Here is a 16,834-nt window from a genome sequence, read left to right on the forward strand (position 1 = left end):
TGCTGGGTAACAGAATACGCCTTAGTGGAGGCTTGAGCCGTATGCAGTGAAAGTTGCACGTCCGGTTCTTAGGAGGGCGGTACTTGGTGACAAGTGCCGCCTATCCGACAGGTACGGCTTAGAGTGATAGCTCTAAGGCGCTATAGCCCCAAAGTTTGTTAGGACTATAAATCCAACATGCATCAGGTAACCAATTTTAACCGAGCAGAGCTAATGACTGGCAATTTGCTCTAATACAAAATACGATCTGCATATGAAGTCTCGTTAAACCAAGCGCTCACTTCCCACAATCCAATTGAGTCGTTTATGTTCAAATACGATTAGTTAACTGGTTGAAAAAAAATACCTTTAACGTTTATAGTGTGCAGAGAACAAACAGTGGTGTCTGCGTGAAAACGAACATGCAGCCAAATATAAGGTTATGCATAAGTCATGAAAAATTGTGGTCATGAAAATGTAACTTGTTTAAATCAATATGATTTGATTCGTAAATATCATTGTAAAGATTGCAATGAAGTAGTTATGTGCTCTTGTGATAAAAAGCATGGTGAACGATTCTTACCTCACCAACTCAAAATGGGTTCTTGGGAGGGTTCCAAAGAGCAAGTTCCTGTAACACTTGGATTCCAAGAAAACATATGTCCAGTTTGTAGGGGGCTAAAGGCTGTTGCGGCACCAACAGCTCCTATGCATGGGGCTACAACGAAAATTGTTAGATATTATTGGCGTGAGATATTCTTTGAAACAACAAGAAGGTTTTATGATGCCAACCCAAACTTAGACCCTTTGGATTACAACTCATCTGAATTTAATTTCCCAGAAAAAAGACGTGAAGTTGAAAAGCAGGTTATTTCTGAAATAAAAAAACAACATGAAACTAATCCAAAGTATGAGTACAGCGAAAAGAGTCAGCAAGAAGTAATCGAAACGACTAATACGGAGGTTATCCTTGTTAATGCTGAGCATGTTAATACAGGCGAAAAGAAGGTTGGTATCCGCAATGGAGACGGTATTGTTACTGTTGAAGAATATGCAGCTGATTACTTCAATAAGCAAGGGTTCAAAGTTTTAGAAGTAGAAAGTGTTCCATTTCATGTCTTGTTTGGTATTTTTATGTTTTTGGTCATTGAAGACGCTGACGATAGTAAAGGGAGAATTGTTCAGTTTGGTAGTCGAAATGACTTTGATACAAACACATGTCAGGAAGGAATGATTACGACAATCTTGCCTGATGACTTTGGAAGTAACTTGTACTTTGAAAGACAGAAAGAGCTTATAGATTGGCATCTATCCGAGCTAGATGATTTAGATTGGCTGTTCGACTATTGGTTAGAATGCAGTTCAAACTTTAGACAATACCTTTGGGCACATAGAGAAAAAGATATCTCTAAAGCTAAAGAGGTAATGAATGTATTAGGATTGGAAAATATTAAGAAAGTTCTCAATTACATGGTAATGAACTACTGGAAAAACTTTTGTGGCTGGCCAGACTTGTTAGTATATGATGATAATGATGATTTTTTCTTTGTAGAAGTCAAATCTAGAAACGATAAGCTAAGTGAAGATCAGAAAAACTGGTTGATGGGAAACATGCAACATATGGGGTTCAAGGCAAAAATATTCAAAGTTGGAAAGCTGTGAATGCATAACAAACGCAGCCACAAGGAAAATGTTTCCACTACAATACAACTTTTGCTTTTCTGCCGCGTTACCCATAAATTATCCTAATGGATAAACCGAACTTCCAAGTGATTCACCTAACAAGCTTTTGTCCAGAAATGAGCTAGACGCTACTCTGAACTCGCTGGCAGATCATCTGCTGTGGAACGTGCAAGCTTCTGAAAAAGGGATTTTTCAGCAGAGCCTACATGGAGGTATTCACGGCGGCTTGCAAAGGAACATAGTGGATGAGCTGCTTTCCATCATAAGTAGATGTTTTAGGTAATGGCACTAGAACCCGGCCCAGAAGCCTTGCCGGGATGACTCCCAATTATTCCCAAGTTGTTCTGCTAAGCTAGCTTATTTTTGTTCAATAGCTTGTTAGTTTTTGGTCATAAGTCTTAAGGATATCAGGTTGAAGTGAACCAGCAGAATACTCTATTCCCCATCGAAGTTGCCGAAGTACGTTGAAGAAATAGCCGTAATGCCCACACGGACGTGGGCATAGCTTTCGCGGGACAGGATGTCCCATCGGAAGCGTTAGGCTATTTTGAATAAGTATGAGGGAGACAACTTCGTCTGGGGCGCTGAGGGTTTGTTAAGGGGGACAAGCGCTTTCCCCCTTGGCTCGGGTGTGGGCGAAGCGCCACGACCTTATATCAAACGAAGTTTGATTAGTTTGGTTTTTAGATGCTGAAGTACTTTAAGCACCAACGAGCTTTTGTCCAATAGCTTGCTAGTTTTGGGTCACCGCGGGGATCTCTTGATTAGGCATCATGCTCAATCCCCAAACTGCTGCTTAGCTGCTCCCAAGACGTACCCTCTGGCGTTTGTTGCTCGACGCTATAATAGCCATAAAAAAGCCCACTCTAAGTGGGCTTCTAGTCTCAATTCAACGCTTAGTCTTCAAGCTGACTCAGATATTTAATCAACTCTGCAAGCGCTTCAGGTGACTGAGGTTGCACTTTAATCAGGTACTGCCCATTAACGACTAATGACGGTACCCCACGAATTTCAGCTAATTGAGCTTGAGTGTCATAATTCATCAAGGCCAGTTTAGCATCAGCAGAATTCATCGCTGCGTCGATCTTTTTAGCATCTAGACCTTGGCTAACAAAGAATGATTTTAATTGGTCAGGGCGTGTGAATGCGTCCCCTTTTTCATGAATACGGCTAAAGATACTGCCATGAACTTGTTTAGTGACACTGAATTTCTGCGCTAAATAATAGGCTTCTTGACTTAATATCCAACTCGTACGCCCTGCACCAACAGGGGTTCTTTCAAATTGAATATCATTTTCAAGCAAGTGTGCCGTCTTTTCAAAAAGCGGGTCTTGTTTGTAGCAATGACCGCAATTATAGGAAAAGAACTCTCTTATTACTGGCTTTTGTGCTTCAGGGATCCCGCCGATTTTAACGTAATCGACACCTTCTACATATTGCTTGGCATGTGCGCTTTGTAGTGGCAGTAACAGCATAAAAAACGCCAATATTGCACTTCCCAAAAAGACTTTAAACTGCTTCATAACACTCCTTAATATTTAACAGGCAACCAGCATATCCATGGGATCACTGAACTGATATTCAAAATTTAGCTCTTTCATTAACCTATCGCTACTAATGATTTTTCCGCTACCGCTCTCTTTTATGAATTGCGGCGCAACTAAGCCCAATTCTAAAGCCGCTTGTTGATAAAAAGACTGACGAGCCGGATGCTTCGGCGCGCAAACATTATACGTCCCGTTTGAGCTTGGCTCAAAAACTAATTTAGAGACCGCCAGTATGCAATCATGCAAATGAACGATGTTAACGGGTGCTTCGGGCTGAGATAGTTCAGTTTTACCGGCAAGAAAACGCCCAGGGTGACGCTCAGGCCCAACTAAACCCGCAAAACGAGCAATACAGCTATGACTTAGCGCTGAAAACATGGCTTCGGCTTGTAGCAGCTTGCCGCTAACTTCAGAATGAGCAACAGCATCTTTTTCAATCATCAGCTTTTCAAGTGAAGGATAGACCCCGGTCGTACTGATAAAGATAATTTTTTGATAAGTGATATCGTTGATCAAGGTTTTTAATCTTGCCAGCTTAACTAAATAACCGTCGGGGTCTTTTCTTAAACTAGGCGGGATATTGACCACCAGGCAATCAGTATTGAGCGCGACTTTTATGGCGCCTTGATTTTGCTCTAGTTGTTCGTCGAGCGATAAGTCTAATGTAAACCCATTAATACCATGCTCAGTAAGCAAAGCGGCATTTTCAGCGTTGCGTTTACTACCATTAACCCTAATTCCTTGCGCAACCATTGCCTGTGCTAACGGTAGGCCAAACCAGCCACAGCCTACAATACAAACTGACTTTATCATCTTTATCCTTATCTTTGCTTAAACTGATTCACAGAGGGCTGAAGTAAAAACTAATATCAGCACTGGGGTCTAATTTTGTTAATGCTGTTTTACTTAACTCATCAATCTTTACGACCCTCTCAATCGATATATTTTCTTTAATCAAATATCGTAGTGTTGTGTTCTCACCGTTTTCATCACATGCAAGCACGTGAGGTTGCTTCACTAAAGGTGTGGTGACCAGCACTTTTGCAACTTGAGCATTTGATAGCAACACTAATGTACCGGGAGGGTAGATCCCAAGCACTTTGACCAGTGCCGAAATCAATGATGGTGCATGCTTACCCACTCTTTTTTTAAAAAGATAGCCTAAAGCGACTTGCGGAGAACGCCCTTCTCCCCCCTTTAGTAATTGCTCGAAATCATTTGCCAGTGCAACGATTTGAGTGGTTAATGCGATTGCAGGCCCTTTCAGTCCGTTAGGGTAACCACTGCCATCAGCCCATTCATGGTGATGTAATACAATATCGAGCACCGCTTCAGGAAATAGATTTTGTTTGGTCATCATGTCATAGCCAAACTTAGGGTGCATCTTTAAAAAGTTAACCTCATGATCGGATAGATTCGACTTTTTCCGCCGGATGACATCAGGCACTTTAAGTTTCCCTAAGTCATGAAATAATGCACCCATCGCCATATCACGCAACTCAGAATTTGTGCAGTCTAGTAAATGCCCCAACATCATCGATAGTACAGCAACGGATACGCCATGCTCGGTTATCGCGCTGTCTTCACCACTATTGACTAATGCAAGGCACGGTATTGGAGTTTCCTTAATGTGATCCATCAGTGATTCAACTAACGTTGCTGCGGCTCGGTAGGCCCCCTCCGGTTCAGCACTTATTTTTGAAAACGCAGTGCGACATTCTACACCGCACTTTTGGAATCGTTGCTGGCTAATTCTTAATGATTTTCGTAGAGATGAAAGCTGCTCTTTTGCATAGTCTTCTGCGGACTTCTCTACCACTGTTGCTATCGGTTGTGCAGCTGTCGTCGTGATTAATTCTTTGCCTGCGATTAAATACACATAGGAGATATTCAAGCTTTTAATCAACTCTATCTGCGATCCGCTTTCAATCTCAAATTGGTTAAATACAAAAGGATGATTAGTCCATGACAAAGGCAGTTTAATCGTTAAACCAACGATCAACTGTGACAAAGGTAATTTAACGCCCTTGGACATTACTGATTACTCCAGTGAAATACACTCAATCTACCAAGCGCCTCACTTTTGAAATAGGAGATTGTGACCAATGACTTTAGCTTGAGTTAAAGTGACGCTAAAGCATTGGAATATCAATCTTACTCATATTTCGATAATAATAGCTTTCTGCTGTGAATAACAGTTAGTAAGTCAATTTTATGACGGTTATGATTAATGAACATTGATACAATTGTCGACGTTGATATGAGATGAAACATCGTCTCAGTGCATTGCAAATACTGACGTAGCTAAAAACAGAAGCGAGTCTCGCAATGATATTTAGACTAATCATCCTAACATCTGTCATTCTAACGTCGGCCGATTTACCTCTAACAGAGTGATGTTTTTCCGGGCATTGAACCATGACGAATGAACACTTTAGCCATTAGTTATAACTTATAGCGTAATCATCCCTTACTAATTCAACAATACCGCCAAAGGATATTGTATACAATGTGAGGTTATTGTATTCTAATTCTGCTCTTTGGCATTGATAGCCCCGACTATTAGTTTCAAAGGCAAACTGTCAATTGTCCTTTTATTAAGGCTAGTCGTAATCGAGTGCTGCTTATGGCTTAACTAAAGAAGGTTTTTCGTCAATATCCCTGGATCATAATATCGAATGCTGTCGATATTGCAGATTCTTTTGACGCTGTATTTATACAGCGTCTTTTTTTTGCCTATGATCCCAGAAGTTTGCACTTAATACCGACAGATTGAAATAACTCAGCACTAGAGTCCTTCCAAAAAGACTGTTATCAAACAAGATTGTCACTACTAATACGGCGTTGCCACCAGCCATAGTATGCTAAATGTTTTCGCAGCAAGGGAAGGTAAAGCAAGGTAAGTGTTATTCTATAAGGCCGCTATCCATAGTCAGATTAGAAGCGACGTAAACTAATTAAAGTCACTGGCTACTCATTCGGTGCTTTCCAATCGGAAAAATAATGTGTCAATCGCTTTGAATTAAACAAATATAACGTGCTCCAAAACAGAAAAAGCGCATCCAATCCCACACTCCAGCTATAAACGTAGTACGAATGTAATACCCGTTGCACCAGTAAGCTGGCATCTATACACAATAAAGCCAGTAACACCCACTTCATGTAAGGAAATAGAGGCTGTACCCACTGAGGAGTACGTTTTCTTTCTGCAATAATGACCGCGTAGACCACTAAGGCGCCCGCCCCCGCCATTAATGCCATTAAGAAATCGGACTTTTGTGGATAAACCAGCGCAACCAAGCCAGCCCTATCGCTCGCTTGTGTTAAAGATGCCACTAATATGCACCAACCCCGTGCAAGAAAAACCAATATCAGGTAAAGCATCAGCGGGGGCTTCATATGGCCTTTATCGTCAAGCCAAGTAATATTGCTGAAATTCAAATCATCTCCTTTGAGTTAAATCGGGTGTTGTGACTAAAGCCATTGCCATTACAAAAGTCACCATCAACAGGGTAGATATGGTGCCAGACTTATCAATTTCAATGATTGAGTTTTATGACACAAAAAAGCTCCTTAAAAAGGAGCTGTTATTGACCATGATAACTTTTAAGACAAGATGATAATCAATGCATCTTCATCAATCACTTTTACGCCAAGCTCTTGCGCTTTGGTTAACTTAGACCCTGCTGCAGCGCCGGCAACCAAACAGTCGGTATTCTTCGATACACTGCCTGCGACTTTTGCACCTAACGCTTGAAGCTGTGCCTTCGCATCATTGCGGTTAAGCTGCGTTAAGGTGCCTGTTAATACCCATGTTTGCCCTTTCAGCGATAAATTCTCATCAGCAACGTCTTCAATCACTGGCCAAGATACGCCCGCTTCAATGAGTTTATCAATAACCTCTAGGTTATGCGGCTGCGCAAAAAAGTGCTCAAGATGTGCCGCAACAATGGTGCCAACATCATCGACTTTAATGAATTCTTCTGCATTAGAGGCCTTAAGCGCATCCAATGTTTTAAAGTAGGCGGCCAGGTTCGCTGCCGTCGCTTCACCCACCTCGCGGATCCCTAACGCATATAAGAAACGGGAAAATGTCGTCTCTTTTGCCACATTGATAGAGGCCACAAGCTTAGTCGCAGACTTCATCCCCATGCGCTCAAGCATCGTCATCGCTGATGCTGTCAGCCTAAATAGATCGGCAGGACTTTCGACAAGTTCCTTATCAATTAGCTGCTCAACAACTTTATCACCCATACCGTCAATATCGAGCGCTTTTCGAGAGGCAAAATGTTTAATGGCTTCTTTACGCTGTGCTTCACAGAATAGTCCACCAGTGCAACGTGCAGTCGCCTCACCTTCAATACGCTCCACTAGGCTTTGACACACTGGGCATTGTGTAGGAAATTCGATATCTTCAGCGTTTTCAGGGCGTTTTTCAGCCACCACGGCAACAATTTGTGGAATAACGTCACCGGCGCGACGGATAATGATCGTGTCGCCGACTTTAACCCCAAGACGAGCTATTTCATCCGCATTATGCAACGTGGCATTTGAGACGGTCACGCCACCCACAAATACCGGTTTAAGACGTGCAACTGGCGTCACAGCCCCTGTACGACCGACTTGGAAATCAACGCCCTCTAACAGGGTCATCTCTTCTTGTGCCGGAAACTTAAACGCGGTAGCCCAACGAGGGGCTTTAGCCACAAAGCCAAGGCTTAACTGATGCGCTATTTGATTAACTTTAATCACCACACCGTCAATTTCAAACGCTAAGCCACTGCGACGCAGTTGAATATCATTGTAATATTCCATCACCTCGGCGATCGACTCGCAGACGTTAACTTCTTGACTGACTGGCACGCCCCAAGAGCGCAATTGTTCAAGCTGGCCATAATGACTGTCGGCAAGCTCCCACGTTTCAGGCTCAACCACCCCTAACGCATAAGCATAAAAACCTAAGGCTCGGCTGGCTGTTATTTTACTGTCTAACTGACGCAAACTACCTGCAGCCGCATTACGAGGGTTAACAAACAGCTTGTCACCTTTCGCTAATGCGCGTTTGTTAAGTGCATCGAATGCCTGGTGCGGCATAATCACTTCACCACGAACTTCAACCAGTGGAGGAAACTTATCACCGCGAAGCGTTAATGGTATCGACTTTATAGTGCGTACATTCTCAGTGATATTTTCTCCCGTTTGGCCATCGCCACGGGTCGCGGCACGTTCAAATACGCCATCACGATAAACAATACTCACCGCTAAACCGTCGAGTTTAGGCTCGCAACAATAACTAAGATCTGTCCCCACTTTATCGACAATTCTTGAATGGAATGCGCTAAATTCAGTTTCATCAAACACATTATCTAAACTCAACATCGGCTTTAAGTGAGTAATTTGGTCAAACTTCGCCAACGCCTCACCGCCAACACGTTGTGTGGGAGAGGCTGCACTCGCCAATTCAGGGTGTTGCATCTCAAGTTCGTTAAGGCGTCTAAGTAATCTATCGTATTCAGCATCTGGAATCGTAGGATTATCATCCACATAGTAATGGTAATTGTGCTGATTAAGTTGGCTAGTCAGTGCTGCGATTTCTAGTTCAATAGCGTGCATTTATTTTGTCCACATAATAACAAAGGCCGCCGAAGCGACCTTTTAAAAACCGGTTTAACTAATAAGTTGGCTCTGCGTTAAACCTGCGCTTTAATTCGTTGAATATAATTCTGTTTCGTACTATCGAGCCACGCATCGCGGCCACCATCAAGTACAATGCCGTTGAGATCATCTGCAATTTGATGAGCTGAGTTAAGCATAATAGAGAAATTTCTCAATGCATCGCCGTGGCAAGGTAATGTCATAAACAACACCACGCCTTGGGTCGAGAACTGCTCCATGCTATCGGGGTCAAATACCCCGGGCTTAACCATATTAGCCATTGAAAATAACACTTTCCCGGTCCCTGCATTGTCTTCATGGCGATGGAATATATTCATCTCACCGAATTTGAAGTTCAATGTCAGTAAACAAGGTAACAACTCTGCTCCGTTAAGCTCTTCACCCTCTTTAGCCACCACATGTAATACCAACACATCTTGTGGTTCACCTAATGGTTGCGGCTCCTCAACACTTTCTGCAACAAAGCTTTCTTGGGCAGCTTCAGTGCTTAATACTGGTTCGTCAGCACCAAATAATGACGGTTGAATCGGTGTATCTTCCTTAAACACATCAGGATCAGGTTCAGCTTCTGACAAAGAAGGCTCTACTCGAGTCGTTTTTGCTGCGCGAGCGGCTTTCTGAGTTGGCGCTTCAGTTAAACTAAATGTGGTATCAACATTAGATTCAAATACAGTGTCGACATTAGCCGTTGCGCCCGCTTCTGCCATTAATGGCTCAATGCTCTGCTCAGTGACCGATGATTGATCACTTTGCGCCTTGATGATCCTCACTTCGCCGATACCATCGTTATCGAAACCTTGAGAATCTCTGCGCTCTCGATTGATATCGGTCATAGGGCTCTGTTTGAACCCTTTAGGTTGTTGCTTTTTTATAGACCAAAAACCATGCACAAGTACGGCAATAATCACTATCGCCCCTAAAAGAAGCAATACCAGTCGCAAATTTTCCATTGGTTACCCTGTAATTCCTATATTCATCCAGCGTCGGCTAACGCCACCGCTTCATCGATATCTACCGCCACAATGCGCGAAACGCCGGGCTCATGCATAGTCACACCGATAAGTTGATCGGCCAATTCCATGGTGATCTTGTTATGACTAATATATATAAATTGTACGCTTTGGGACATCTCTTTTACTAAACGACAGAATCGTTCAACATTGGCATCATCCAAAGGTGCATCAACTTCGTCCAACATACAAAAAGGTGCTGGATTCAATCTAAAAATAGCAAAAACTAATGATAAAGCCGTTAACGCTTTTTCTCCACCAGAAAGAAGATGGATTGTACTATTCTTTTTACCGGGTGGCCGAGCCATAATCGTGACGCCGGTTTCTAGAAGATCATCCCCCGTTAACGCTAAATAGGCACTCCCCCCCCCAAATACTTTTGGAAACAAAATGCCTAAATCTTTATTCACTTTCTCAAAAGTATCTTTAAATTTACTTTTGGTTTCGGTATCAATTTTCCGAATCGCTTCTTCCAAGCTACTCAATGCCGAATTTAAGTCTTCATCTTGGCTATCTAAATAGCTTTTACGCTCGTTTTGTTGTTCAAACTCTTCAATAGCGGCGAGGTTTATGGCCCCTAAATGCACTATTTGAGATCGCAAACGTTCTAACTCTTTTTGACGCCATAAAGTGGTACGATTCGCATCGAGTTTTAACAATACCTGCTCAACATCGATCCCCTGCTCATTGATTAGGCTGAACTGGCTGTCAATTTGCCCTTTTAAACCTTCACGACGTAACTTTAACGTGCTCATGTTCTGAGTCAAGTCTTCAATCTTTACAAGTTGTTGTTTTTTATTAGCTCCAGCACTATCGCACCGCTCTTGAAGTCCTGCCTGTAGCTGTCTAATACCACTTAATGCTTGCTGTTTCACTTGTTGAACTTCCAATGCTTGCGCTAACTGCGTTTTTATTGGAAGTGCATTATGATTGGCGCTACCACTCTCTTTATCACCCAGTTGCGCTAGAACTTGCTTTTCGTTGTGTTCAAGCTCTTCAAGTCGTTGCTGCTGGTGATTAACCTTTTGCCCTATTAAAGCGACTTGAGTCTGGATAGTTTGTTCACTTTTAAGTCGCGTTTTAAGTGACTGTTCAGAGGTGCTTAGCAAGACTTTTAGTTTATTGAGCAACGTAGATGCCGCGAGTTTGTCGGTTTCAGCGGTCTGCTTTCTTTGTTGAGCTTGCTCAAAAGTATGTTGTAATGCTAGAGCATCCTGTTGTAACTGCACTTTTTGAGTCGATAGCTGTTGCTGCTCTTGACTGGTTTCTGTCAGCTCTTGCAGTAACTGCTTATGCCGCTCATCAGTGTCATTTATAGCATGTTGCATCGCTTTAAGTTGTGACTGCAATCCCGCTAGAATCACTTTTTGTGCTTGGATCTGTTGATGTTTTTGCTGCTGAACTGTGACTAATGGTGCTAGCTCTTGCGCTTGCTTAGACAGTGCCAGTGTCAACGTGCTTAACTTGCTTTCGGTATTATCTACGGCTTCAACAAGTTCACTGTATTCATTCTTAAGTTGCACTAACGAGCTTGACTCCGCTGTTTTTTCAACGATAAAGTCAGCTCCAACAAGATAACCGTCGGCGGTAGCAAACATCTCATGTTCAGCAAGTACCGCGCGTTGCTGTATGGCTTCATCTTTAGTTTCTAGCCATTTAACCTGACTTAGCCATGGTTGCAAATTCACCGGCGTATTAATCACATGGTTAGTCATTGGGTTAGCGTTAAACCCAGTGGTCATTTCAGTAACATCGTCGAGGAGTACTGGAGAGTTGAGCACATTAGACAGTAATAAATCGACCGAGCGCTCCCAACCAGGAGTCACCTCAATAACTTGCCATAACTGAGTGCAGGTGATGTCATTTTCGTTAGGTAATAACTGCGAAACTACGGACAAACGCCCTTTTTCATCGGCTAATTTGACTTTAACGGATTCGAGTTCAATTTTAAGCGCATCGCTTGCGCTTTGACGAGTTTCAATATTGAAACTCAGCTCGTCATAAACCTCTTGTTCACCTTCGGTCTCTGTCATTAGCGTATCGCACTGACTCGTTAACGCGTTAGCCTTAAGCTCAGCAAGCTTTTCGCTAAGCTGTTGCGCTTTCTCCGTCAGCCTAGCGACGAGCTTTTGCTTTTGAACAAACTCATTGGCACTGTGATTCAGTTTACTTCGATTCATCTCTACGGCTAAATGCGCTTTAGCCTCTGTGCTACTGTTTATCTGAAACTGCTCTGAAAGCTCACTATGGCGTTGAGTAGCTTGTACTAATTGAGCTGATTCGTTGGCAACTTGACGTTGTAAACTTTCCATTTCTGGCAGAGATTGTTGCTGTTGTTCTTGAAGTCTAGTCTGGGTTTGAGTGTCGCTATGGAGTCCGGTTTGATGTAACTCTATTTGCCTTGTGATCTCTCGCAGTCGTTGATTTAAACTATCATTTTGCTGCTCACGATGTTTCATCGATTGCTCAAGCTTGGCAATATGTGTTTTGGACAAGTAAAAGGCTTCAACTTGCTCATGCTCACGGCTGTCTAACTCACTTAATTGCAAGCTTAACTCAGTCAAACTTAATTCAAGCGTCTGCTTCTCTGCTAATAGACTGGCTTGCTGCACTTCCAACTTACCAATCTGAAGGTTAAAACCCTCTATTTGCTGATTAAGCTCATGGTAACGAGATACCACCAGCTCCGATTCGCATTGACGTTCAGATTGCTTTAACTCTCTATATTGCTTCGCCGTTTGAGCTTGCTCAGCAAGCCTCTCTAATTGCTTACCCAGTTCAGAGCGAATATCGCCCAGCCGTGATAGGTTTTCTCGAGTATGTCGGATACGGTTTTCAGTTTCACGTCGACGCTCTTTATAGCGAGAGATCCCCGCAGCTTCTTCAATGAATACTCTAAGCTCTTGCGGCTTAGACTCTATTAGACGAGAAATCGTTCCTTGCTCGATAATGGCGTAACTTCGAGGACCAAGTCCGGTCCCCATAAAGAGGTCAGTAATATCTTTACGACGACACTTTTGATTATTTAGAAAGTAGTTCGAGTCGCCATCCCGGCTCACTTGCCTTTTTATCGCTATCTCTTGATAACTGGCATATTCCCCGGCAAGTCGATTATCTTGATTATCAAATAATAGCTCTACACTGGCGACAGATACCGGTCTTCTCGCTGTTGAACCGTTAAAAATAACGTCAACCATAGAGTCGCCACGAAGATGTTTAGCTGAGCTTTCACCCAGCACCCAGCGCACAGCGTCAATAATATTTGATTTTCCACAACCATTTGGACCAATAATGGCGCTCAAAGGGTTGGGTAAGGGAATTTTGGTTGGATCGACGAATGACTTGAATCCGGCAAGTTTTATCTGTTTAAGTCTCATGATGCCGTTTTGGTCACTTCCACGCTAATTTATTTAGCGACTAAGTTTGATGGGGTTATTCCGATGCTAACTTTACCAAAGCTAACAGCATTTTGTAACGTTTTTTATCAGTGATTAACGGCTTTTCACTTGCGGATAAAATCCGACTGACTCACAATCGTGCTAATGCGCAATTTTAGCTAAAAAGAATTCTATGAATAAAACCAATCCAGTAACAAAAAAAAGCGGTGTTAACTACTTCTTAGAAGGCTTCAGTTTAATTAAACGACCCGGACTAAGGCGTTTTGTGTTTATCCCGCTTGCGATCAACTTAGTGATCTTTGCAGGCTTGATCTATTTTGCTTTCGGGCAATTGGAGCAAGTATTCGCTTGGCTAACGGGCCAACTCCCTGAATACTTAACCTGGTTGAATTTTCTTTTATGGCCACTAGCAGTGCTGACATTATTAGTGGTGCTGTCTTTTGTGTTTAGCTCAGTGATGAATTGGCTAGCGGCGCCGTTTAATGGTTTGCTGGCAGAAAAGGTAGAACAGCTCTTAACAGGCAAGCCGCTCAATACTGGTGGTGGAATCGATTTAATCAAAGATTTACCGCGTATTTTTGGTCGAGAATGGATAAAGCTTAAATATTATCTGCCTCGCGCCATTGTTTTTTTGCTGCTGTTTTTACTGCCTTTTGTGGGTCAAACGGTCGCGCCCGTTTTATGGTTTCTCTTTAGTGCATGGATGATGGCTATTCAATACTGTGACTATCCTTTTGATAACCATAAAGTGCCTTTCCCTGAGATGAAATTTGCCCTTAATCAAACAAAAGGCACCAGCTTCAGCTTTGGTGCTGCTGTCACTCTGTTTTCGATGATCCCAATCCTCAACTTCGTTGTAATGCCAGTCGCGATTTGTGGTGCTACTTCAATGTGGGTCGATAAATATCGTGAAGCATACAAAAACAGCGCTATCGCACCAGAGTAACTCGCTGTAAATATCCGATTAACGCCGTTAAACCAGGTTTATTCATGGCTTAACGGTTGTTTACTCTAGCGTTAGCAACTGCCTCCCCTCAGACAACATTTGTAACAAATAGCCTACCTTTTTAACACACACTTCCTTTACAATTCACACACCTAAATGCCTAGCTTTCAATAATAAAAACAAATGAATAAAGCCACTATTTTCGCGACGTCACTGATTATCGCTGTCTCGACCTGCTCCTTGAAGGCAAACGCCGGACAAGAAAGTCAATTCAATATTCAAATTCCATCACTCGCTGGTAACATTGAGGTTGATGGTGAATTTAATGAGCCACAGTGGAAAAATGCTGTGTCGACTCAAATAACAATCGAAACCAGTCCAGGGGAAAATATTACCGCCCCCGTAAAAACTGAGGTTAAGCTCTACTCAACGGATACCAGCCTATTTCTAGCATTTACTGCCTATGACTCCAACCCCTCTCAGATCAGAGCTAATTTGAGTGATCGTGACAGTGTTTGGGGTGATGATTTAGTGGGTATAAAGCTCGATACTTTTAATGATGCTCGATTGGCTTATCAGTTCTTTGTCAACGCGTACGGCGTACAAATGGACTCGATTGAAAATGAGCTTACTGGATCAGAAAGTGATGCATGGGATGGTATTTGGTACGCCGCGTCGAAACGTACCGCAACTGGGTATCAAGTCGAAATACAACTGCCCTTTAGAGTACTCAACTTTGATAATGCCGACCAGAAAAAGTGGGGCGTCGAACTGGTTAGATTTTACCCACGAAATGAGCAGCATAGGATATCAAGCCACGCTATAGACAGAAACAACAGTTGTCAGTTATGCCAATTAGGGGTGATGAGCGGCATGTCTAATCTAGAGCAAGGCAACGATTTACAGATCACTCCGTCCGTCGTTTTTAATCGAAATAGCCAGCGTCCACATGCATTAAACAGTGATTGGAATAGTGAAAACAACGTTGAACCCAGTCTGGATATACGCTGGGGGATAACCCCAAGTACCTTATTAAGTGCAACCATAAATCCTGATTTTTCCCAAGTAGAAGCGGATGCTGGTCAGCTCGATATTAACAGCACTTTTGCGCTATTTTATCCAGAGAAACGCGCCTTTTTTCTCGATAATAAAGATTACTTTGATACGCAATTAAACCTGCTGCATACCCGCAATATTGTCTCGCCCGATTATGGACTCAAACTCACGAGTAAAGTCGGCGACCATACTTTTGCAACACTGGCGACTAACGACAGCACCACTAATTTTCTGGTACCAGGCAACTTAAGCTCTGATATCGCCACTATTGATGAAAAAAGTCAGAACTTTGCTGGTCGTTACCGTTATGACGTCGGTAAGGAGCTGTCAATGGGCGCCTTAGTCACCGCTAAAACCAGTGATGACTATCATAACTATGTCACCAGCGCTGACGTTAAGTACCAGCCCACAGAGCAGGATACATTTACCGGGCAATATGTTGTTTCTGATACTCAATATCCACAGGGGTTTTCACAAACCTTATGCAGTAACAGCGACTGTTTACCGGAAACCGATTGTGATTTAAATGACTGCGGTATTAATGAGCGTGTTTTACGCACAAATAGTACCGATGCCATTAATGGTGATATGTATTTAGCAAAGTATGAACATGAAACCCGCAATTGGAACACTGTAGCGCAGTATCAGTCAGTGTCTGAGGACTTTAGAGCTGACTTAGGCTTTATTGAAAAAGTAGATTTTAGCAAATTAGTCATTGGGGGTGGCTACACCTGGTATCCACAAGACAGCAGCTTCAACAAAATTAGACTCAGTGGAGATTGGGACATTAGCCATAATCAAGCGGGTGAGAAACTAGAACAAGAAGCCGAAGGGAAGCTTGAATTTGAGGGGTTATGGCAAAGTTACACTGCGTTTGGGTTAACGAATCGTCAACGTGTGGGTAGGCGCCATGATAGCGCCAGTCTAGCAGTCAATAATAACAGCCAGATGTTTGACGAAACGATGGGCTGGTTCTACGCCAATATGAAACCCACTCGCACATTGTTTCTAGAAGTGGATATTGATTACGGTGATAGTATCGATTTTTCTAATGACCAATTGGGGACTAAGTTCCTGCTTAATCCAGGCGTTAGTTGGAATGTAACTGATTCTATAGCACTCGATGTGTCGCATGTCTACCGCACCATGGATGTGGATGACGGACGCTTGTTCACCGCCAATTTAAGTGACCTAAGATTGAGCTGGTATATCGATATTCATAACTTTATTCGACTCTCTAGTGTTTACACCCATATTGAAAGAGATCCAAGCCTTTACCTGTACAGCTCACCGAATAAGGTGCAGCAAGACTTAGGTAACGAGATCCTTTATGGCTACAAGCTTAACCCACAGAGCGTATTTTATTTAGGCTACTCTGATGGCTTAAAATCTAACGATTCGATTGACTCATTAATGAAAACTGAAGAAACCTATTTCATGAAAATGAGTTACGCCTGGATCCTCTAGGGTTTTAAATCACTTTAAAAAAATAATATAACAGCCAATAAAAAGGGCTTAAACAAAACCGTTTAAGCCCTT

10 protein-coding genes are annotated in these 16,834 nt (G+C 42.6%); 3 read left to right on the plus strand and 7 right to left on the minus strand.

Features of this window, described 5'->3' with window-relative positions; translation table 11 throughout:
* Positions 1 to 432 precede the first annotated feature (432 nt).
* A complete protein-coding gene (locus L2729_RS17925; protein WP_248989486.1) occupies positions 433 to 1,641 on the plus strand; it encodes a VRR-NUC domain-containing protein in 1,209 nt (402 codons plus the stop codon).
* A 917-nt stretch (positions 1,642 to 2,558) separates the two neighbouring features.
* Here L2729_RS17925 and L2729_RS17930 read toward each other — a convergent pair.
* From L2729_RS17930 to L2729_RS17960, 7 genes are all read right to left on the minus strand, one after another.
* Positions 2,559 to 3,185, minus strand: coding sequence for a thiol:disulfide interchange protein DsbA/DsbL (locus tag L2729_RS17930; protein WP_428848262.1), 627 nt, complete (start codon positions 3,183 to 3,185; stop codon positions 2,559 to 2,561).
* 15 nt (positions 3,186 to 3,200) lie between these two features.
* Positions 3,201 to 4,022 carry an SDR family oxidoreductase gene (locus L2729_RS17935; RefSeq protein WP_248989487.1) on the minus strand — a complete coding sequence of 274 codons (822 nt, stop codon included), beginning with the start codon at positions 4,020 to 4,022 and terminating at the stop codon, positions 3,201 to 3,203.
* Positions 4,023 to 4,050: 28 nt separating this feature from the next.
* Entirely contained in the window at positions 4,051 to 5,244 is a 1,194-nt protein-coding gene (locus L2729_RS17940; RefSeq protein WP_248989488.1) for a cyclic di-GMP phosphodiesterase, read from the minus strand.
* A gap of 935 nt (positions 5,245 to 6,179) precedes the next feature.
* The gene (locus tag L2729_RS17945; protein WP_248989489.1) at positions 6,180 to 6,650 is read right to left on the minus strand and encodes a DUF2919 domain-containing protein; all 471 of its coding nucleotides are present in this window, start codon (positions 6,648 to 6,650) and stop codon (positions 6,180 to 6,182) included.
* Positions 6,651 to 6,815: 165 nt separating this feature from the next.
* The gene (gene ligA / locus L2729_RS17950) at positions 6,816 to 8,822 is read right to left on the minus strand and encodes an NAD-dependent DNA ligase LigA (protein ID WP_248989490.1); all 2,007 of its coding nucleotides are present in this window, start codon (positions 8,820 to 8,822) and stop codon (positions 6,816 to 6,818) included.
* 77 nt (positions 8,823 to 8,899) lie between these two features.
* Complete coding sequence (zipA, locus tag L2729_RS17955; RefSeq protein WP_248989491.1) at positions 8,900 to 9,835, minus strand: cell division protein ZipA; 936 nt, start codon at positions 9,833 to 9,835, stop codon at positions 8,900 to 8,902.
* Positions 9,836 to 9,858: 23 nt separating this feature from the next.
* On the minus strand, positions 9,859 to 13,272 hold the full coding sequence (locus L2729_RS17960; protein WP_248989492.1) for a chromosome segregation protein SMC: 3,414 nt from the start codon (positions 13,270 to 13,272) through the stop codon (positions 9,859 to 9,861).
* Positions 13,273 to 13,465: 193 nt separating this feature from the next.
* Here L2729_RS17960 and cysZ point away from each other — a divergent pair, with 193 nt between their 5' ends.
* Both cysZ and L2729_RS17970 read left to right on the plus strand, forming a co-directional pair.
* Positions 13,466 to 14,239 (plus strand): sulfate transporter CysZ, encoded by a 774-nt coding sequence (gene cysZ / locus L2729_RS17965; RefSeq protein WP_101092146.1) that lies wholly within the window; start codon positions 13,466 to 13,468, stop codon positions 14,237 to 14,239.
* Positions 14,240 to 14,422: 183 nt separating this feature from the next.
* On the plus strand, positions 14,423 to 16,762 hold the full coding sequence (locus L2729_RS17970; RefSeq protein WP_248989493.1) for a carbohydrate binding family 9 domain-containing protein: 2,340 nt from the start codon (positions 14,423 to 14,425) through the stop codon (positions 16,760 to 16,762).
* Positions 16,763 to 16,834: the final 72 nt, after the last annotated feature.

The sequence above is a fragment of the Shewanella gelidimarina genome, from assembly GCF_023283945.1.
GTDB classification, from domain to species: Bacteria; Pseudomonadota; Gammaproteobacteria; order Enterobacterales; family Shewanellaceae; genus Shewanella; species Shewanella gelidimarina.